This window comes from Bacillus sp. NEAU-Y102, from assembly GCF_054788175.1.
In genome coordinates this window covers 1,234,386-1,252,105 of record NZ_JBTWFK010000001.1, presented here as the reverse complement: position 1 = coordinate 1,252,105, position 17,720 = coordinate 1,234,386, and the positions used below count along the sequence as shown (strand labels likewise).

Here is a 17,720-nt window from a genome sequence, read left to right as displayed (position 1 = left end):
TGAAGTGAACCCCGAAAACGGGACACCAATCAAAACACCTAAACCACTTGTTCCCTAAATTCTTTAGGGGATAGGTGGTTTAATTTTTCTTGAATTCGCACACAATTGTAGTAATGAATGTATTCTAGCACAATCTTTCGCACAGTTGTGTTGGATACTTTTGTTATCTTTTGTGAATAGAAAGCTTCACTTTTTAAATGACCAAAGAAGCTTTCCATGACGGCATTATCATGGCAATTTCCTCTCCGGGACATGCTGGTGATCATGCCGTTTTCTTTGGCATACGCTTGAAATTCTTTTGCTGTATAAATACTTCCTTGATCCGAGTGAAGAAGGACATCTTTTACTTTTCGCCCTCTCATTGCTTGTTTCAATGTTTTCATCGCTAATGTCAGTGTTTGTGATTCGCTGATGACACAACTAATAATTTCACGATTAAAGGCATCCATGATCGTTGATAAATACAAGGTACGCTCTCCAAATAAGAGATACGTCACATCCGTAAACCACTTTTCATTTGGTTTGGATGCATCGAATTGGCGCTCCAATCGATGAGGGGCTACCATTGGTTCCGCACCATTGATATATTTCTTTTTCTTTCGACGCACTTTTGAAAGAATATGATTTTGTCTCATGATTCGTAATACTTTTTTATGATTGACACACAGTCCCATTTTTCGAAGAGTAGCGGTCACTCTTCGATATCCATACCGGAATTTATGCCTAAGACAGACGTCCTTTACTTTTTCTTCTATATCATCTTTCAGATCTTCCGTTCGTTGTAACCAACGATAAAATGTAGAACGGGGTAATTCTAATACGTTACACAAGTCTTTTACCGTTATTTTTGTTTGTACATTTCTCCATAAAGTAACTACAGTTTCTGGTTTCAGCCCCTTTCGATTTCCAGATACTTTCCCCATACAAGTAATTTTGTTTTTAGATGTTTATTTTCTAAACGTAGCTGTTCTAATTCACTGAGCTCTTTTGGTCCTTTTCCATAAGAATATTGTTTTCCTACAGGTTGTTGAAAACGGTACGTTTGATCGGTACGATACCACTTCATCCACGTCTTAATTTGGGAAACATTTTTAATTCCAAGCTTCTCCATAATTGTCCAATTGGAATATCCATCCTTTTTCATTTCAATCACTTTCCACTTTACTTCTTCTGGGTAATGAACTCTTGTCTTCAAACGAAAAACACCTCCAATGAATTTGCATACTTAGTATGCGAATTCAGGAGGTGTTTTTTTCATGTACCACTATTCGGGTTCACTTCAAAATCATTTTAGGCAGTTTTTTATTGTTATTTATGTGTTTTATTTGGCTTTTTTTTCTCTGGGTTTCCGTTCCCTTGTCGCTTTCTATTTTGTTCATCTTTTGCTTGTTTTTCATGTAGTGTATCTAAAAATTCATTCGAGTTACTCATGTTTATATCTCTCCTTTCATTTTGTCATGATTACTATAACCATTTAGGAGGATAATCATGAGTTAGAAATTAGGCACTTAATTTTCTTCGATAATGTAAGTAAAATATTCCATACATAACAAATAGCATGAGTAAAACTTGTATCTCTACATTTTCTTTTAAAAAAGCTGCGATAGGGTCTGGTAAGTACGGTGATTTATCGTTTGTGCTTAAACCTAACCATTTATTTAAGAGGCTAATGGTACAAAACATAAAAACACCGGACCAGCTTGCCGTAATTGCTTTTTGTTTAATTTTTGTTTCACGTTCATCATCTGCAATCCAAGGATTAGCAGTTTTATCACTACTAAAGAAGCCGTTTATATATCCCCATACAATCATTCCAATAAAGACAATTATCCATTTCATATATGTAATTCTCCTTTCAGTGTAAAAAGTGTTTTACATATTGGTTTTCATACAGCAGGAATAAAGAATGCAATAGGGAAGAAATATGTGTGAGGATTTTATAGTAAGAGGAGGCTGAATATGAAACTTGTTTTTGTTCGGCATGGTGAAGGTGAACATACAACGGATTTACCGGAAAGTTTGCAAGTGTTGGATCCACCATTGACGAGAGTAGGAAGGGCTCAAGCTAAATTACTTCAACGTGATGTATCATTACAAGAAACGGATATATTAATTGTTAGCCCTACACTTCGAACTTTGCAAACAGCGACAATATGGAGTGCGAAATGTAGTTGTCAAAAAATCGTTCATCCATATGTATCTCCGTGTATTTTTCCTTATCGAGAAGGCGCGAAAACATTACCATGCGATCGCATAGTAGATCAGGATATGATAAAAAAGTTATTTCCACATTTTTCGATAGAGAAAAGCTCAAATAATCAGTTATGGAAGGAAGGTATAAACACTATTTCAGAGAATAGTTTTCAGCAAATAGTAGATGAATTTCTTCTTTGGTCTTATGGACTGGGTGCTGAAAGAATTTGCATTGTATCTCATGATGGAACAATTACAGCATATAGACAATATTTACAGAAAGTCGTTTTAACTAGATCAGATTTTTTGAAAGAAACAGGTATATATGAAATGGCTTTATCCCATAAAAGTCTGATTGATAAGGGCTGATTATAGAATGGGGGTTGTATGTTGAATATTGCATTAGTAATTGGTTTTAATTCGGATTTAGAGGCGCAATCAATCCGAGCATCTCTTGAATATTTTGGTGCAAGGGTTGTGACATATTGGATTGGTAGACCGAAAGATTTTGTGGAAGTTCTTTCTGGAAAGAACTTATTTAACGATATTAATTATATTATTTTTTGCTTTCATGGTGAAGAAGGGAAGTTTTTCATGGAAGAGTTAGGCGAAGAAGTATATGAACAAGATGAACCAAGAGGGTATTTTGGTACAGAAGAAATTTATAAATATGCAAAATTGCATAATACACATATTGTAAATAGCGGGTGCACGTTAGGGGAGCAAAATCTAGCAAAATCTTTTTTACATAGTGGTGCGAAATCATATATTGGATCGATTGATTATGTAGATGGAAATGCAGCACTTATGTTTACTATACGCTTATTTTATGGGGTTATTAACCATGGGAAAACGTTAGAAGAAGCGAGTTTAATTGATGAGGAGACACATAAATTTCGATTCTATAATTAGTGTGAAACACGTTTATTCTATATTCGAATAAACGTGTTTCACATTTAACTCACATTTTTTTTACATTTTTTTCAATGAAAATGGTTATCACTTGTGGTATGATATGTTCAAGTTTTTACAGGTAATAAAAGTTACTATATAAACGTTAGTTTTTAATGTTTCATACGCATGTCACAGATTATTCATAATTAACGTTTGAAAAATAAGTAACTAATGTTATTATATTATCTGTAACTAACTTAATTACAACTTTAGGAGGAAGATATGGTTATTCAATTTTTAAGAGAAAACAAAGCAGTTTCTTTTGCATTAGCAGTAATTCGAGTATATCTTGGTTACACATGGTTAATGGCTGGAATCGGTAAACTACAAGGAAAAGGATTCGATGCAACAGGTTATTTGCAAGGGGCAATTGAAAAATCTAAAGGTGCACAACCGGCTGTTCAATCTTGGTGGGCATCATTCTTACAAGAATTTGCAATTCCAAATGTAGATTTGTTTAATACACTTGTAACATGGGGAGAAATTTTAGTCGGAATTGGTTTAATTGTAGGCTGTTTAACAAAAACAGCGGTCTTTTTTGGTCTTGTAATGAACTTTTCCTATATGTTTAGTGGGTCAATTGGTGTGAACCCTGAGATGGTTATCTTATCTATGTTTGTTCTTGTTTCCGGTATGAACGCTGGGAAATTTGGAATGGATGGCTTCGTTATCCCGAAAGTATTAGGATCAAAAACTCCAAAACGCCAAAAGCAAGCTGCTTAATATATGAAAACGGGTATCTCATTTTGAGATACCCGTTTATGTTATTTTTCAACTTTAATCGGATTGTTCTTAAAGAAATCTTTTACATACCCGACAAATTCTTGTGGTTCTTGGCGAAATGGTGCATGATAACCTTTTTCAATAATATGTAAAGTGCTATTTTTTAAGAATTGATGATACGTTTCTCCTTCTTTCCAGGAAACGCTACTATCATTTCTGCCCCATATAATTAAAGTTGGCTGTTTTATTTCATTTGCATTAATTTTAAGACGTCTAGGCCATAATTTCATTTTATTATAATGCTCTTCATCATTACGTTTGAATTTCACTTTGCTTTCATCATAATCTGTAATAGAAGAAACGGCATTTAAATCAGTCGACAATTGTGGTTTTGGTGAGCCTTGTTTATTAACGAATGTATGAGGGCCACCTGTAGCATCAGTTAAAATAAGGTGAGTAACTGCTTCAGGATATAAATATGTTAAATTTAGAGAAATTTCTCCCCCCATGGAATGCCCCAGTATTGCGAATGAATCATACCCTAGTTTTTTCATTAATTTATAATACAAATTTGCATGAGTTGGAAAAGAATAATAAAAATCCATTGGCTTAGATGAGCGCCCGAATCCTAAAGCATCTACAGAAATAATTGTATGATCTTTTGCTAAATCGGAGTAAATCTTTTGAAAACCATCTGATGACCCTCCAAAGCCATGAATCATAAGTAAAGGTGGTTTTTCATTACCAATCTTTTTAAAGTAAATGGTTTGACCATCTATTTCTACCATTTTTTCCTCGGTAGCTAGTTTCGCTGTAATTGTATTTTTAACTTGTTTTACTTGTTCTACTGGCTTTTCTGCTGCACTACATCCTACTAATAGTGTAAGAGTAAGACAACCTACCATAAAATAGCTAAATCGCTTCAATTAGGTGTCTCCTTTCTAACATAACGCTGTATCTATCATAGCAAATAGCATATTACGATTTCCAGGAAGTTGGCTACCATTTTTTATCATAAGAGGTGAAAGGAGCGTTTCTTGGAAATTTTCTGTTTGAAGAAATTGACGAAATGTAAATTGTGAGTGTGGAACATCAATTCGTACTATACCATTCCAACATTCACATATCTTTTTTAATAATTGAATAGAATCTTCTTCTTGCTTGGCGATAAGTGGATTGATACATAATATATTGCCCTTTCGTATGCATAATGAAAAAGCTTCTATACAGTTATTTCTTTCAATTTTAAAAGAGTGTACGGCCCTTGGTAATAGCAAAGAGTAAAGTAGAGAACGATTCATACCAGTTGCAATTTGATCGAGAGAAGTAAGAGATATAAGGTCTTCTTCTTGTACTTGTTGTAAGTGAGAAGGGGACGTCTTAATAGTTTGCTTTTCAAAACGATGAATCGTTGTTGCTGTTTGAAATCCGCATGATGTGTATAGAGGTTCGCCAGCTTTTGTCGCAATAAGTGCAATGGGTTGTTTTGGATGAATTTGTTCCAAGCAATGATTTAGCAACATGCGCCCGATTCCGCGTCCTTGAAAATTAGGGTGAACGATTAACATACCAATGGAAGTGAAGTTACTTGTAAAGGGAAATACTCCTCCAGTCGCAATGAGTTTGTTTTCATGAATGTAACCTACAAGTGTGCCGATAGAAAGATACATTTCGAATTGTTTTTTCATAAAAATTTCATCGTGTAACCATCCAACAGATTTGCAAAGATTAAGTAATTCAAAAATAAAAGATTCATTTAGCTTTACTATTTTCATAAAGGCTCACCGCATTTCTATTTATTTTCATAAACATAGAGTCAAAATGTAAAAAAAGAGATTTACGTTAAATGAAATCCAACTTGTTTATATTTAAATTGTAAAGGGCAGGATAGTTGATACGAAAAGACAAAGTTATACAAATTATAACTGATATTTACATAAGTTAACAAAAAATTTACATACAGCTAATTTTCTCTTAATAGTCTTCCATTAAATTTGATAGTGGGAAATGAATAACCTAATTAGGGGGACAAGACAGTGAAAAAGTTTGTGAAAAAAGCATGGCCATTTGCAGTTGTGGCATCATTAGCAGTTACTTCGGTAGCAACATGGAATTTTACTCGTTCTAGTGAGGTTAATGCAGATGAGAACGGAAGCAATGCAAAGATTAAAAATGTTATCGTATTAATTGGGGATGGTATGGGCCCTTCATATATGACGGCTCACCGGTATATGAAAGATAATCCAAAAACTTTTGAAATGGAATCTACAGAATTTGATAAGCATCTTGTAGGAACACAAAAAACATACCCAGAAGATGAACATGAAAATATTACAGACTCTGCATCAGCAGCAACAGCTATGTCAGCAGGGATTAAAACATATAATGCTGCAATTGCAGTTGATAATGATAAAGCGGAAGTGAAAACGGTTCTTGAGCAAGCGAAAGAAAAAGGGAAATCAACGGGACTTGTTGCAACTTCTGAAATTACACATGCAACACCAGCTGCTTTCGGTGCGCATGACATTAGCCGTAAAAATATGGACGCAATTGCAAATGATTATTTTGATGAGAAAATCAAAGGGAAGCATAAAGTAGATGTTATGCTTGGCGGTGGCGTAAAGAACTTTGTTAGAAAAGATCGTAATCTTACAGAAGAGTTTAAGAAATCTGGTTATAGCTATGTAACGGATCGAGATCAATTGTTAAATGATAAAAATGATCAAATTCTTGGTTTATTTGCACCAGGTGGATTAGATAAAATGATTGACCGTAATGATAAAACACCTTCATTAGAAGAAATGACTAATGCAGCAATTGAGCGTTTGAACAAAAATAAAAATGGTTTCTTCTTAATGGTGGAAGGAAGTCAAATCGACTGGGCTGGACATGATAATGATATCGTTGGTGCAATGAGTGAAATGGAAGACTTCGAAAAAGCTTTCAAAGCAGCGATTGAGTTTGCGAAAAAAGATAAAAATACGTTAGTTGTTGCAACGGCAGACCACGCTACAGGTGGATTATCTTTAGGTGCCAATGGCGAGTATAACTTTAAAGTAGATCCAATTAAAGCTGCAAAACGCACACCAGACTTTATGGCAAATGAGATTGCAAAAGGTGCAAATGTAGAAGAAACATTAAAAAAATATATTGATTTACAATTAACTCCAGAAGAAATTCAAGCTGTAAATGATATAGCTCCGTCAAAAGATGTAACAAAGATTGATAATGCAATTGAAGATATTTTCAATAAACGCTCGGTTACAGGCTGGACAACAGGCGGGCATACAGGGGAAGATGTAAACGTGTATGCATTTGGTCCAGGTAAATACTTATTCTCTGGCGTTCAAGAGAATACAAATATAGCGAAACGTGTCTTTGATATTGTTGGCGGCGGCGATCCGAATAAAGGAAGACGATAATTAAGAGCGAAAGTGAGGCGAACTGCCTCACTTTTCTTTTTAGGAGTTGGGAATATGAAAAAATTATTTAGGGAATTAAGATTCCTTCTAGTATTTGTAGTATTACTAGTTGGATGTCAACAAGAAGAGAATAACGTAGAACAAAAATCTATTATTAAAAAAACTGAGGAAAAGGTACAAATAACAAAAGAAGAAGAGAGATCTATTCAAGATGTTATGAATACATTTGTGCGAACGACGAATGAAAAAAATCTTGCAGAACATATGGAGTTATTTTCAAAGAAGATGCCTAGTGCTGAAGACTTAAAAACACAAAAAGAAGCCGCATTTCAAAAGGGAAATAAGAAAATTGAATTGGAACATATAGATATGAAAGCTAGTAAAGTAGGGTATGTTATTGTTGAAACGAAAGAAAAGGAAGTAGATGACAGTATCACTCTTCAAAAGAAAGTACAGTATGCTCTTGGAAAAGAAGATGATAAATGGAAGATTGAAGAGGTTCGAACAATAGAGAAAAAATAACGTGAAACTTTCATAAGTGTGGGGGTCGTACTTCCCAAACTGGTAGAAAAAAGGTTCTCATTGGCGAGAACCTTCTTTTATAGTGGTAGCATAATTTGATTTGAGCATGCCTCAATATCATCAATATCTTGACGAATTGTGGCCATTTTATTATCAAGATCTTCAGCTTTCATTGCTGCATCATGTAGTTCATCTTTTAAATACTCCGGTATTTTCCCTTCATATTTATAATAAAGTTTGTGTTCTAAACTTGCCCAAAAGTCCATTGCCAGTGTACGTAACTGAATTTCTGCAAATACATCTTTTGTACCAGAATTTAGTGATAAAGGATATTTAATAATCATGTGTAAACTTTTATATCCGTTTCGTTTTGGGTTAGCGATATAATCTTTTACTTCAATGACTTCCATATCTTCGCGTTTTTGAATGACTTCTTTCAAATGATAAATATCTTCTACGAAGCAACATGTAATACGAATACCAATAATATCTTGTAAATGTGTTTGAGCGTTTTCAACTGTTGGTAATAAGCTTTTGCGTTCTAGCTTTTTAATAATACTTTCAGGTTGTTTTAGTCTTGTTTTTATATGTTCAAACGGGTTGTAATCCTCTAGGAATTGAGCTTCCCGGTTCATAATTTCAAATTTAGTTTTTAACTCTTCTAAAGCAAATGTATATGGTAATACAAAAGCTTTCCAGTAGTTAACTGTTGATTGATTATATTCCATTTATATACACACCTTTTCCTATTTACAAGTGAGGTTGTTATTATACTAAATACCAAATCATATAAGCACAAGCAGCAAATGATGAGATCATAAAGCGATATTTAGTTTTCATACTTTCAACTCCTTTCGAGTAAGATTCTATATAAATAAACGTGATTGTTAATAAGTTCACTATGTACAATTTCTATAGTAATAGATTCGTGTGAATTTCGTATGAACTAATTGTTTCAGCTTTTTGTCTTTTTTGCTGTTAATCATAATTATTATTCGGATTTAAAGTGTTTTCATTTGATTTATCCATTTGTATAAATTAATGTATATTTAAATTTATAGTTATTAAGGAGGATATATGGTGAACTTTGAAGAATTAGCAATTGCTAGACGTTCTGCAATGAAATTTATACAAGGTATAGAAATCCCTGATGAGGATTTTAAAAAAATATTTGAGTTAACTAAGCTTTCTCCATCTTGCTATAATTTGCAGCACACACATTATGTTGTAATTCGTGATCAAGAGCGAAAAGAAAGATTAAAAGAATTAGCGCTCGGTCAATATAAAGTATCGAGTGCATCAGCGGTAGTGCTCGTTTGTGGTGATAAAAGAGCATACCAAAATGTTGAAAATATTTACTTCGGTATGAAAGTTTTAAAAATGATTGATGAATGCGAATATGAAGATACCATTAGGCAAACGAAAGGTTTATATGAAGGAAAAGGAGAGCGTTTCATGGAGGATGAAGCGATTAGAAATGCTTCGTTAAGTGCGATGACTTTTATGTACGCAGCTAAATATTATGGCTATGATACATGTCCAATGATTGGTTTCGATGAAAAAGCAGTACAAAGTGAATTAAATATGCCAGAGCATGTAATACCTGTTTTAATGATTACGATAGGGAAAAGTGATACGACTAAAGTTCGTCCAAGAGGATATCGAAAGCCAATTAGTGAGTTTGTTACATACGAATCGTTTTAATAAAATTTATTTAACTATAAAAACAAGGGGATTCTAAATAGAATCTTCTTGTTTTTGCAATTGACAAATAGAATGAAGTTTTATAATATATAAATCGTAATCATTACGTTTTAGTTTGCGATCTTTGAAAGAAAGGAGAATTACCTATGCGTGTAAATATTACATTAGCTTGTACGGAGTGCGGTGATCGTAATTATATTTCTAAAAAAAATAAACGAAACAATCCAGAACGTATCGAATTAAAAAAATATTGTCCACGATTAAAGCGAGTAACGTTACATCGTGAGACGAAGTAGAAGACTAGAGATATCTCTAGTCTTTTTTTGTTAATAAGTTTTGGTTTTCTTTGTTATAATTACCTTAAATTGTAACGAAGGAGAGGGTATGGTGAATCAAAAAGATAAAGAAAGAAAAGAGCACGTAGCTCATATTATTGAAATTCCAGATGAATATAGGCTTGTTGTAGATGATCAAGAAGGGGTTGATGACCCGTATCATCTATTATGGTGGGGACATAAAGATGATGAGGAGAAACAGATACAAATTACATTAAATAGACATACTGGTAATTTAATTGAATTTAGGATAGATGATGGAAATTCTTTTTCGAGTGATAAGGGAGCGATAGAGGAGAATAAAGCAAGAGAGGTTGCAAATACATTCTTAAAAAAATATACAAAAGAAGGATATGAATTCTATACATATGTAACGGTTAAGGACGACAGGCGCGGTTGGAAAGAAGTAAATTATATGCAAGAAGTGAATAGCTATCCATTGCCGAATACTGGGTGTGTTGTGCGAGTGCACCCTTCAGGTAATGTTGTGCATTTTCATTACAATGGACAAAAAGCCATAGAGAAAAAAACGTTATGGCCAAGTGAAATTGTTGGGGAGAATATCGTTTTAGAAAATTTGAAAGCTAGACAAGATATGAGACTTGTATTTGTAGATTTAACATACTCTTCATGTGAGTATGAAAACGGGGAAGAAGTAAAAGGGTACCATCTTGTATATGAACCAGAGCCTAGTCATGCGTTTATTGATGCAAGTACAGGTAAAGATTTATATGGGCCAGAACACTATAAATTACCTTCTACAGTACTTGTTGATAAACCGCTAAAGAGTAGTCAAAAAAAAGATGTGTTTGATTTATTTGATTGGGACAAGGGGAAGTTTGTCAAAATAGATGAAAAAGTAGATGAGGATGAAGTCCGGATAAAATTTGTATTAAAAGAAGAATTACAAAAAGAAATAGAAGAGAAGGATTCATATTCAATGGATGAGTTTTATAAAAAACATTTTCCAATGTTGAAACATAATGAATTCGTTGTAATTACTCTAGATAAAGAAACAAATCAATTGCTTTCTTTTTTTATGTGGAAGGATGAGAAAAAAAGGAAAACAATCTTATCAAGAGAGCAATGTTTAAGCAAGGCACTTCAATTTTTAGAGCATATTATCCCAGATGCGACAAAGTATGTTCAACTTTGGGATAATTATGAGGAGGAAGAGGGAATAGAGAGGTTTTCCTTTTCAATCTATGTAAATGACATTCACGTAGAGCGGAAATATATTATGATCAACATCAATGCAGAAAATGGAGCTGTGATGCACTACTCTGGAGAGTCTGGCAACTTTATAAAAGAATTACTTACATATGAAACAACACCAAAAGTAACAAAAGAAAAAGCGTTAGAAATATACAGAGAGGCTATCCGAGTTAAATTAGAATGGTTTTTAGATCATGATGCAGAGGAAACCCAGTACAAACTACTGTACAAACAAACGACAGATGAAAAACATAAAGAACCTTTTGATTGTAGTCGGGAAATTCGTTATATTGATGCTCAAACTGGGAGAAAGATTTGGAGTAAGTAAAATAAAAAGAGTTATTTTTCAAAGAATATAAAAATAACTCTTTTTATTTTTATAATTTGCCTGTTCGTTTTTCAAAAGTAAATGTGATAGGAAGATCGGAATGAGAACTATCGTTTTTAAATGTTACTTTCCATTCTTTAGTATGGGCTTTAATTTCAAAATTAAGAAGATTCATTGCTCTACGTTTATCTATTTCTAAAAACATATTATGAATTTCCGGTTCTTGCTGTAAATTAAGAGCCTTTAGTGTGACTGTAAATGTGAAAAAATTCTGCCCTTCATATACTATCCTTGCTATTTTTGTTTTTGGTGTATTTAACACTACATAAAAACGGTCTGATTGAGTTAATTGTACAGAGTCATCGGTAATTTCATTCTCGTTAGTTTGAAGTTCAACTAAGAAAGATGTACTACGGGAAGAATCTGTTTTGCTTGTAATATGTAATTCAGTAGGAATCATGGGTAATTCATAAAACTCATTTTTTATTATAGTATTGTAGTCTTCTGAAAATTTACGAACTTCTTTTGGAAAAGAGTCTTCTTCTTGTGTATTTAAAAAGGTTTTATGTTGCTTTGGAAATTTTTTATTAAACTTTAATGTTTCTTTAAAGTAATAATTGGATCCAGTCAAAAATAAACAACTACAAATTAATAAAAAAATTCGATACGGATTTTGAAAGTGAAAGAAAAATAGTATACATGTAATAATTCCAATTACATAGAGAATAAAGATAAGTAGTTCTAGTTTTGAGTGAAAGGAAAAACCATAGTTATGAAAAAATTTCATTCCAGTTATAATTTGAGCTCCAAAAAATAAAGAAATTCCAAATTGAAAAAATAATAAATCAGGCCCTCTTTTAATAACAAAAGTAATGAACGAAATGAAAAGTAAAAATCCCCCTAAATAAATTGTTACATTTAATAATCGATCTAATGTAATCATGAATAGTGTCCCCTTTAATAGCATATTCATATATAAATAACAATTTCTTTTAATTATAATATAACAATAAAATATTTTAAATGTTAGAAGTGTTGAGTTTTATAAATAAACTGTACAGACACAAACAACCTCACGCCTACATACACATAATAAAGACCACTATTTTGGCGGAGGTGAAAGGTTTGAGTCTATTCGCCGCAATTGGATATATGGTTCGAGAAGTGTTTGTCTTTGTTTCTTATGTAAAGAATAATGCGTTCCCGCAGCCGTTATCATCAGATGATGAGAGAAAGTACTTAGAGTTAATGGAGCAAGGTGATGCTCAAGCGAGAAATCTTTTGATTGAACATAATTTACGGCTTGTAGCTCATATCGTTAAAAAATTTGAGAACACAGGAGAAGATGCAGAAGATTTAATTTCAATTGGTACGATCGGGCTCATTAAAGCGATCGAGAGCTATTCTGCAGGAAAGGGAACAAAGCTTGCGACGTATGCAGCACGCTGTATTGAAAATGAAATTTTGATGCATTTACGTGTACTAAAGAAAACGAAAAAAGATGTTTCACTTCATGATCCGATTGGGCAAGATAAAGAGGGCAATGAAATATCGCTTATTGATATATTAAAATCAGAGTCTGAAGATGTAATTGATATGATTCAGCTTAGTATGGAGTTAGAAAAAATTAAAGAGTATATCGATATTTTAGACGAAAGAGAAAAAGAAGTGATTGTGAAACGTTTTGGACTTGGGCTAGATAAGGAGAAAACACAGCGGGAAATCGCTAAGGCGCTTGGTATTTCTAGAAGCTACGTATCAAGGATTGAAAAGCGTGCTTTAATGAAGATGTTCCACGAGTTTGTAAGGGCAGAGAAAGAGAAAAAAGCGAAAGAGTAAAGTGTATTAGAAGCAGCCATATTTTAAAAGGGGCTGCTTTTCTTATTGTAAATAAGAAAAGAAAACGCGTTATGCTAAGAAGAAATACATGTTCACTGTTGAAAATGACGGATTCTATCTGTAATATTAGAAGGTGCTAAATAATTTAAGAATAATACCATACTTAGTTTTCTGTATGTATAATAAGGCTGCTTTATATGATATGTGGGAATAAGAACCAATTTTACATATGATATAGAAAGAAAAGAAGGGAAAACTAAAGTTATAGACTGATTAGGGGGTTTCGCAATTTGCGACGTACATTATATCGACTTATGATAGAACTTACAAATGGTCGCTTTACTTCTTATATATTACGTAAATTTGCACAATCTCGTTTGAGCTCTATCATTATTCCATCGTATGCGAAAGTTTTTCAAATTAATCAAGATGAGATGGAAAAGGGCTTGAAGGAATATAGAACATTGCATGAATTATTTACGCGTAAGCTAAAAGAAGGAAAGCGTAGTATTGATACAGATGCATCGAGTATCGTTAGTCCTGTTGATGGTGTTTTTGCAGATCATGGTCCTATTGAGGATACAAAAACATTTGATATTAAAGGAAAGCGCTATTCAATTGTGGATATGCTAGGTAATGAAGAACGTGCAACGCGATATGCAGGCGGTACATATATGGTAATTTATTTGAGTCCAAGTCACTATCATCGCATTCATAGTCCGCTTTCTGGTTCTGTGACTGAAAGATTTGTACTCGGTAGAAAATCATATCCGGTAAATGCAGCTGGTATGGAATACGGGAAAGAACCGCTGTCAAAAAATTATCGTTCTGTTACAGAAATAAGCAGTGATGGTGAGCATATGGCTCTTGTAAAAGTAGGTGCCATGTTTGTTAATAGTATCGAGCTTTTGCATGAGAGAGATACTGTTCAAAAAGGTGAAGAAATGGCATACTTTACATTTGGTTCAACAGTTGTGTTATTGTTTGAAAAAGATATGATAGAAGTAGTGCAGGAATTAAAGAGTGGACAAGAGCTTCGTCTTGGTGAAAAAATAGCTACTCGATTAGCTCATAAATAAAGAAAAGCTTTTATAACCGTAAGTAAGAGTTATGGGCAAAGATACTTAATGATGAAATCCCCTAGATGGGAGTACTTGTTTATTCGAGAGCCATCGTAGGATGGCTCTTTTTACAGGGCATCCAATAATTTATCCTGTAACTGTTTGATTGGTACGGGCTAATTAAACTTTCACTTTATATGTAATCAAGAAGATTTGACAAGCTTGTCCTCTAATGAGCGTCTAATGATTTCTTGTTTTATAAGTAAAATGAAGTCGGGATTTAATTTTAGTTCTTTTGCTTTATAATAAGACTCAGTGAGTAACTCAGTGGATAACTGTTCCATATGTTTTGTTTTCAAGGTGAGTCACCTCCTAATAATATAAGGATTGATTCGTTGATGCATTTAATGTACCAAAAAAATATGACAGTCACAAACGGGTGGTTATCCACATACCTAGGTGGATAAAGTGTGTATAGTTTGTTAGTAAATTCCAAATTAACTGAAAGATTAATGTGGAAAATGTGTACAATTTTATCCACAGGTTATATATCGAAAAATGTTGTCGAAAAATTTTATGAAAAATCCTCAAAGAGGTGAAAGAAATTGAAACTATTTTTACCAAATGAATATGTGAAAAATGTATACCATGTTCAACCAGAAGATTTAAAAAAACGTGGGATTAAAGGTGTTATTACTGATTTAGATAACACTTTAATTGAATGGGATCGTCCAAATGCAACCCCGCAACTTGAAAAATGGTTCTTGAAAATGAAAGAGCACGGCATCCAAGTAACGGTTGTTTCAAATAATAATGAGCAACGTGTAAAAGATTTTGCTGACCCATTAGGCATTCCATTTATTCATAGTGCACGTAAACCATTTGTTCGAGCGTTTAAGCGTGCGATACAAGAGATGCGTTTACAGGCAGAGGAAGTTGTGGTAATTGGAGATCAGTTACTGACTGACGTGCTTGGTGGAAACCGAGTAGGGCTTCATACAATTTTAGTTGTACCGGTAGCACAAACGGACGGATTAGTGACGCGCTTTAATCGAAAAATTGAACGCAGAATTATGAAAAATATGAAGAAAAAAGGTTTAATTAACTGGGAGGAATAAAGTTTGACTGAAACAATTAAATGTATTGGTTGCGGTGTAGAAATTCAAACAGAAAATAAAAACGAAGTGGGGTATGCTCCTACCTCATCTTTAGAGAAAGAACAAGTTATTTGTCAACGTTGTTTTCGCTTGAAGCATTACAATGAAATTCAAGATGTATCGTTAACAGATGATGATTTCCTACGCATTTTAAATGGAATTGGAAAATCAGATGCATTAGTAGTCAAAATTGTAGATATTTTTGATTTTAATGGTAGCTGGTTACCTGGTTTACATCGTTTCGTAGGAAATAATAAAGTATTACTTGTTGGAAATAAAGCTGATTTAATTCCAAAGTCAGTAAAACATGATAAAGTAAAGCATTGGATGCGCTATAGTGCAAAGCAACTAGGATTAAAACCAGAAGATGTCTTTTTAATTAGTGCAGCGAAGGGACAAGGAATTGCTGAACTAGCAGATGCTATTGAGTATTATCGCGGCGGCAAAGATGTTTACGTTGTTGGATGTACGAATGTAGGGAAATCGACATTTATTAATCGTATGATTAAAGAATTTAGTGATGAGACTGAAAATGTAATTACAACATCTCATTTCCCAGGAACAACACTTGATTTAATTGATATTCCATTAGACGAAGAATCTTCTTTATATGATACGCCAGGTATTATTAACCACCACCAAATGGCTCATTATGTTGGAAAGCAAAGCTTAAAGCTTATTACACCAACAAAAGAAATTAAGCCGATGGTATTCCAATTAAACGAAGAACAAACGTTATTCTTTAGTGGATTGGCACGTTTTGATTATGTAAGTGGTGGTCGTCGTGCGTTTACTTGTCACTTCTCGAATCGCTTAACAATTCATCGTACAAAGCTTGAGAAAGCAGATGAATTATATAAAAATCATGCTGGGGATTTACTAAGCCCACCAACGCCAGAAGAATTAGCAAATATGCCTGAGCTAGTGAAATACGAATTTAATATTCGTGAACCTAAAACGGATGTTGTATTCTCTGGATTAGGATGGGTTACTGTGAACGAACCAGGAGCAAAAATTGTTGCACACGTACCAAAAGGAGTAAGTGTTTCACTACGTAAATCTTTAATTTAATATGGAGAGGGATTTATGAAACAATTATATGGTGTAATCGGAAATCCAATTGGACATTCATTATCACCCGTTATGCATAACAATGCATTTGAACACTTGAATATGAATGCCCATTATCATGCGTTTCTTGTTGAAGAGGAAGTGCTAGGGGAAGCAGTAAGAGGTTTAAAAGCATTAGGTATTTCAGGATTTAATGTAACAACTCCGCACAAGGTTGCTATTATGGAGTATTTGGATGAGATTGACCCATTGGCAAGGAAAATCGGTGCAGTAAATACAGTGGTTCATAAGAATGGAAGGTTAATTGGCTACAACACAGATGGGATTGGTTTTGTTCGAGCGTTGCAGTCAATTAGTCATGAACCACTTCAAGGGAAACGTATTTTGTTACTTGGTGCAGGTGGTGCTAGCCGAGCTATTTATTTTTCTCTTGCTGATGTAGGTGTAAAAGAGATTGATGTAGCCAATCGTACAGTAGATAAGGCGAAAGAACTTATTGCTGCACGTACGGCCGATGTTAATTCTGTTGCTTTGTCGTTAGAAAAAGCAACAGAAGAACAAGGGAATTATGATATTATCATTCAGACGACAACAATAGGTATGCATCCACACGTCGAACATACGCCATTACAAATTTGTTCGTTAAAAAAAGGAACGATTGTATCAGATATAATTTATAATCCATTTGAAACGAAAATTTTATGTGAGGCAAAAGAGCAAGGTGCAATCATTCAAAATGGTATTGATATGTTTGTGTATCAAGGAGCACTTGCATTTGAAATGTGGACAGGAAGTGTACCGAATATCGGGAGAATGAAACAATTAGTTATAGAAAAGCTTGGAGGCTAACATATATGTTAACAGGAAAACAAAAAAGATTTTTACGTGCACAAGCACATCATTTAACACCAATTTTTCAAGTAGGAAAAGGCGGAGTAAATGAAAATATGATTAAACAAATCGCAGATACTTTAGAAGCTCGTGAGTTATTTAAAGTAAGTGTATTACAAAACTGTGAATTTGATCGCCGTGAGGTTGCGGAAGAACTTGCAAAAGGTGCACGTGCTGAAATCGTTCAAGTAATTGGAAGCACAATCGTTTTATACAAAGAATCAAGAGAAAATAAACAAATTAAGCTTCCTCGATAAAAAGATTAGCATGCGCTATTTTTATCGCTGATGCGTAATGATGTAGAG

22 protein-coding genes are annotated in these 17,720 nt (G+C 33.6%); 14 read left to right on the top strand and 8 right to left on the bottom strand.

Annotated elements, in window-relative coordinates; all coding sequences use genetic code 11:
- Positions 1-38 precede the first annotated feature (38 nt).
- From ACYFX0_RS06345 to ACYFX0_RS06335, 3 genes are all read right to left on the bottom strand, one after another.
- A protein-coding gene (locus tag ACYFX0_RS06345) for an IS3-like element ISBt2 family transposase (protein WP_097826534.1) occupies positions 39-1,195 on the bottom strand; the annotation gives its coding sequence in 2 pieces (ribosomal slippage) (positions 39-943 and positions 943-1,195; 1,158 coding nt in all).
- A 113-nt stretch (positions 1,196-1,308) separates the two neighbouring features.
- A complete protein-coding gene (locus tag ACYFX0_RS06340; RefSeq protein ID WP_460270068.1) occupies positions 1,309-1,431 on the bottom strand; it encodes a DUF4023 domain-containing protein in 123 nt (40 codons plus the stop codon).
- Between the two features lie 69 nt (positions 1,432-1,500).
- Positions 1,501-1,839: a hypothetical protein gene (locus ACYFX0_RS06335; protein WP_000871144.1), complete on the bottom strand. Its 339-nt coding sequence runs from the start codon at positions 1,837-1,839 to the stop codon at positions 1,501-1,503.
- Between the two features lie 120 nt (positions 1,840-1,959).
- Between ACYFX0_RS06335 and ACYFX0_RS06330 the strand changes: the two genes are divergently transcribed.
- The 3 genes from ACYFX0_RS06330 (at position 1,960) to ACYFX0_RS06320 (ending at position 3,870) form a co-directional block, all read left to right on the top strand.
- The gene (locus ACYFX0_RS06330; protein WP_106082357.1) at positions 1,960-2,562 is read left to right on the top strand and encodes a histidine phosphatase family protein; all 603 of its coding nucleotides are present in this window, start codon (positions 1,960-1,962) and stop codon (positions 2,560-2,562) included.
- 18 nt (positions 2,563-2,580) lie between these two features.
- Positions 2,581-3,105 (top strand): delta-aminolevulinic acid dehydratase, encoded by a 525-nt coding sequence (locus ACYFX0_RS06325; protein WP_106103401.1) that lies wholly within the window; start codon positions 2,581-2,583, stop codon positions 3,103-3,105.
- Positions 3,106-3,369: 264 nt separating this feature from the next.
- Positions 3,370-3,870 carry a DoxX family protein gene (locus ACYFX0_RS06320; RefSeq protein WP_000236592.1) on the top strand — a complete coding sequence of 167 codons (501 nt, stop codon included), beginning with the start codon at positions 3,370-3,372 and terminating at the stop codon, positions 3,868-3,870.
- A 41-nt stretch (positions 3,871-3,911) separates the two neighbouring features.
- Here the strand turns inward: ACYFX0_RS06320 and ACYFX0_RS06315 are convergent, their stop codons facing one another.
- Positions 3,912-4,796 carry an alpha/beta fold hydrolase gene (locus tag ACYFX0_RS06315; protein ID WP_000819810.1) on the bottom strand — a complete coding sequence of 295 codons (885 nt, stop codon included), beginning with the start codon at positions 4,794-4,796 and terminating at the stop codon, positions 3,912-3,914.
- Positions 4,797-4,811: 15 nt separating this feature from the next.
- Positions 4,812-5,645: a GNAT family N-acetyltransferase gene (locus ACYFX0_RS06310; protein ID WP_000706699.1), complete on the bottom strand. Its 834-nt coding sequence runs from the start codon at positions 5,643-5,645 to the stop codon at positions 4,812-4,814.
- Positions 5,646-5,906: 261 nt separating this feature from the next.
- On the opposite strand from ACYFX0_RS06310, the gene ACYFX0_RS06305 reads away from it, so the two are divergent.
- Together ACYFX0_RS06305 and ACYFX0_RS06300 are read left to right on the top strand one after the other, a co-directional pair.
- Complete coding sequence (locus ACYFX0_RS06305; protein WP_000714908.1) at positions 5,907-7,292, top strand: alkaline phosphatase; 1,386 nt, start codon at positions 5,907-5,909, stop codon at positions 7,290-7,292.
- A 54-nt stretch (positions 7,293-7,346) separates the two neighbouring features.
- Complete coding sequence (locus tag ACYFX0_RS06300) at positions 7,347-7,814, top strand: hypothetical protein (RefSeq protein WP_000732777.1); 468 nt, start codon at positions 7,347-7,349, stop codon at positions 7,812-7,814.
- A 77-nt stretch (positions 7,815-7,891) separates the two neighbouring features.
- Here the strand turns inward: ACYFX0_RS06300 and ACYFX0_RS06295 are convergent, their stop codons facing one another.
- Positions 7,892-8,542 carry a GTP pyrophosphokinase gene (locus ACYFX0_RS06295; RefSeq protein WP_000456230.1) on the bottom strand — a complete coding sequence of 217 codons (651 nt, stop codon included), beginning with the start codon at positions 8,540-8,542 and terminating at the stop codon, positions 7,892-7,894.
- A 349-nt stretch (positions 8,543-8,891) separates the two neighbouring features.
- Between ACYFX0_RS06295 and ACYFX0_RS06290 the strand changes: the two genes are divergently transcribed.
- The 3 genes from ACYFX0_RS06290 (at position 8,892) to ACYFX0_RS06280 (ending at position 11,396) form a co-directional block, all read left to right on the top strand.
- On the top strand, positions 8,892-9,518 hold the full coding sequence (locus ACYFX0_RS06290; RefSeq protein WP_460270062.1) for a nitroreductase family protein: 627 nt from the start codon (positions 8,892-8,894) through the stop codon (positions 9,516-9,518).
- A gap of 146 nt (positions 9,519-9,664) precedes the next feature.
- Positions 9,665-9,814: a 50S ribosomal protein L33 gene (gene rpmG / locus ACYFX0_RS06285; protein WP_001265617.1), complete on the top strand. Its 150-nt coding sequence runs from the start codon at positions 9,665-9,667 to the stop codon at positions 9,812-9,814.
- 88 nt (positions 9,815-9,902) lie between these two features.
- Positions 9,903-11,396 (top strand): YcdB/YcdC domain-containing protein, encoded by a 1,494-nt coding sequence (locus ACYFX0_RS06280; RefSeq protein ID WP_002082134.1) that lies wholly within the window; start codon positions 9,903-9,905, stop codon positions 11,394-11,396.
- A gap of 49 nt (positions 11,397-11,445) precedes the next feature.
- On the opposite strand, the gene ACYFX0_RS06275 is transcribed toward ACYFX0_RS06280, so the two are convergent.
- Positions 11,446-12,339: a hypothetical protein gene (locus ACYFX0_RS06275; protein WP_460270060.1), complete on the bottom strand. Its 894-nt coding sequence runs from the start codon at positions 12,337-12,339 to the stop codon at positions 11,446-11,448.
- 182 nt (positions 12,340-12,521) lie between these two features.
- On the opposite strand from ACYFX0_RS06275, the gene sigK reads away from it, so the two are divergent.
- Both sigK and ACYFX0_RS06265 read left to right on the top strand, forming a co-directional pair.
- Positions 12,522-13,235, top strand: a complete 714-nt coding sequence (gene sigK, locus ACYFX0_RS06270) for an RNA polymerase sporulation sigma factor SigK (protein WP_000051382.1) — start codon at positions 12,522-12,524, stop codon at positions 13,233-13,235.
- A 290-nt stretch (positions 13,236-13,525) separates the two neighbouring features.
- Positions 13,526-14,314: a phosphatidylserine decarboxylase gene (locus ACYFX0_RS06265; RefSeq protein WP_001254999.1), complete on the top strand. Its 789-nt coding sequence runs from the start codon at positions 13,526-13,528 to the stop codon at positions 14,312-14,314.
- A 185-nt stretch (positions 14,315-14,499) separates the two neighbouring features.
- On the opposite strand, the gene sda is transcribed toward ACYFX0_RS06265, so the two are convergent.
- Positions 14,500-14,655, bottom strand: a complete 156-nt coding sequence (gene sda / locus ACYFX0_RS06260) for a sporulation histidine kinase inhibitor Sda (protein WP_000850094.1) — start codon at positions 14,653-14,655, stop codon at positions 14,500-14,502.
- Positions 14,656-14,901: 246 nt separating this feature from the next.
- Here sda and ACYFX0_RS06255 point away from each other — a divergent pair, with 246 nt between their 5' ends.
- The 4 genes from ACYFX0_RS06255 to yhbY are packed head-to-tail and all read left to right on the top strand — an operon-like array spanning position 14,902 to position 17,672.
- Positions 14,902-15,414 carry a YqeG family HAD IIIA-type phosphatase gene (locus ACYFX0_RS06255; RefSeq protein ID WP_000765316.1) on the top strand — a complete coding sequence of 171 codons (513 nt, stop codon included), beginning with the start codon at positions 14,902-14,904 and terminating at the stop codon, positions 15,412-15,414.
- A 3-nt stretch (positions 15,415-15,417) separates the two neighbouring features.
- On the top strand, positions 15,418-16,524 hold the full coding sequence (gene yqeH / locus ACYFX0_RS06250; protein ID WP_000140807.1) for a ribosome biogenesis GTPase YqeH: 1,107 nt from the start codon (positions 15,418-15,420) through the stop codon (positions 16,522-16,524).
- Between the two features lie 15 nt (positions 16,525-16,539).
- Positions 16,540-17,373 (top strand): shikimate dehydrogenase, encoded by an 834-nt coding sequence (aroE, locus tag ACYFX0_RS06245; RefSeq protein ID WP_000812107.1) that lies wholly within the window; start codon positions 16,540-16,542, stop codon positions 17,371-17,373.
- Between the two features lie 5 nt (positions 17,374-17,378).
- On the top strand, positions 17,379-17,672 hold the full coding sequence (gene yhbY, locus ACYFX0_RS06240; protein WP_000955224.1) for a ribosome assembly RNA-binding protein YhbY: 294 nt from the start codon (positions 17,379-17,381) through the stop codon (positions 17,670-17,672).
- Positions 17,673-17,720 lie beyond the last annotated feature (48 nt).

Excerpts from the sequence above, each read along its gene's own strand:
- ACYFX0_RS06340 (WP_460270068.1), bottom strand. The coding sequence starts at position 1,431 with ATGAGTAACTCGAATGAATTTTTAGATACACTACATGAAAAACAAGCA.
- ACYFX0_RS06335 (WP_000871144.1), bottom strand. The coding sequence starts at position 1,839 with ATGAAATGGATAATTGTCTTTATTGGAATGATTGTATGGGGATATATA.
- ACYFX0_RS06330 (WP_106082357.1), top strand. The coding sequence starts at position 1,960 with ATGAAACTTGTTTTTGTTCGGCATGGTGAAGGTGAACATACAACGGAT.
- ACYFX0_RS06325 (WP_106103401.1), top strand. The coding sequence starts at position 2,581 with ATGTTGAATATTGCATTAGTAATTGGTTTTAATTCGGATTTAGAGGCG.
- ACYFX0_RS06320 (WP_000236592.1), top strand. The coding sequence starts at position 3,370 with ATGGTTATTCAATTTTTAAGAGAAAACAAAGCAGTTTCTTTTGCATTA.
- ACYFX0_RS06310 (WP_000706699.1), bottom strand. The coding sequence starts at position 5,645 with ATGAAAATAGTAAAGCTAAATGAATCTTTTATTTTTGAATTACTTAAT.
- ACYFX0_RS06300 (WP_000732777.1), top strand. The coding sequence starts at position 7,347 with ATGAAAAAATTATTTAGGGAATTAAGATTCCTTCTAGTATTTGTAGTA.
- ACYFX0_RS06295 (WP_000456230.1), bottom strand. The coding sequence starts at position 8,542 with ATGGAATATAATCAATCAACAGTTAACTACTGGAAAGCTTTTGTATTA.
- ACYFX0_RS06290 (WP_460270062.1), top strand. The coding sequence starts at position 8,892 with ATGGTGAACTTTGAAGAATTAGCAATTGCTAGACGTTCTGCAATGAAA.
- rpmG (WP_001265617.1), top strand. The coding sequence starts at position 9,665 with ATGCGTGTAAATATTACATTAGCTTGTACGGAGTGCGGTGATCGTAAT.
- ACYFX0_RS06280 (WP_002082134.1), top strand. The coding sequence starts at position 9,903 with ATGGTGAATCAAAAAGATAAAGAAAGAAAAGAGCACGTAGCTCATATT.
- ACYFX0_RS06275 (WP_460270060.1), bottom strand. The coding sequence starts at position 12,339 with ATGATTACATTAGATCGATTATTAAATGTAACAATTTATTTAGGGGGA.
- aroE (WP_000812107.1), top strand. The coding sequence starts at position 16,540 with ATGAAACAATTATATGGTGTAATCGGAAATCCAATTGGACATTCATTA.
- yhbY (WP_000955224.1), top strand. The coding sequence starts at position 17,379 with ATGTTAACAGGAAAACAAAAAAGATTTTTACGTGCACAAGCACATCAT.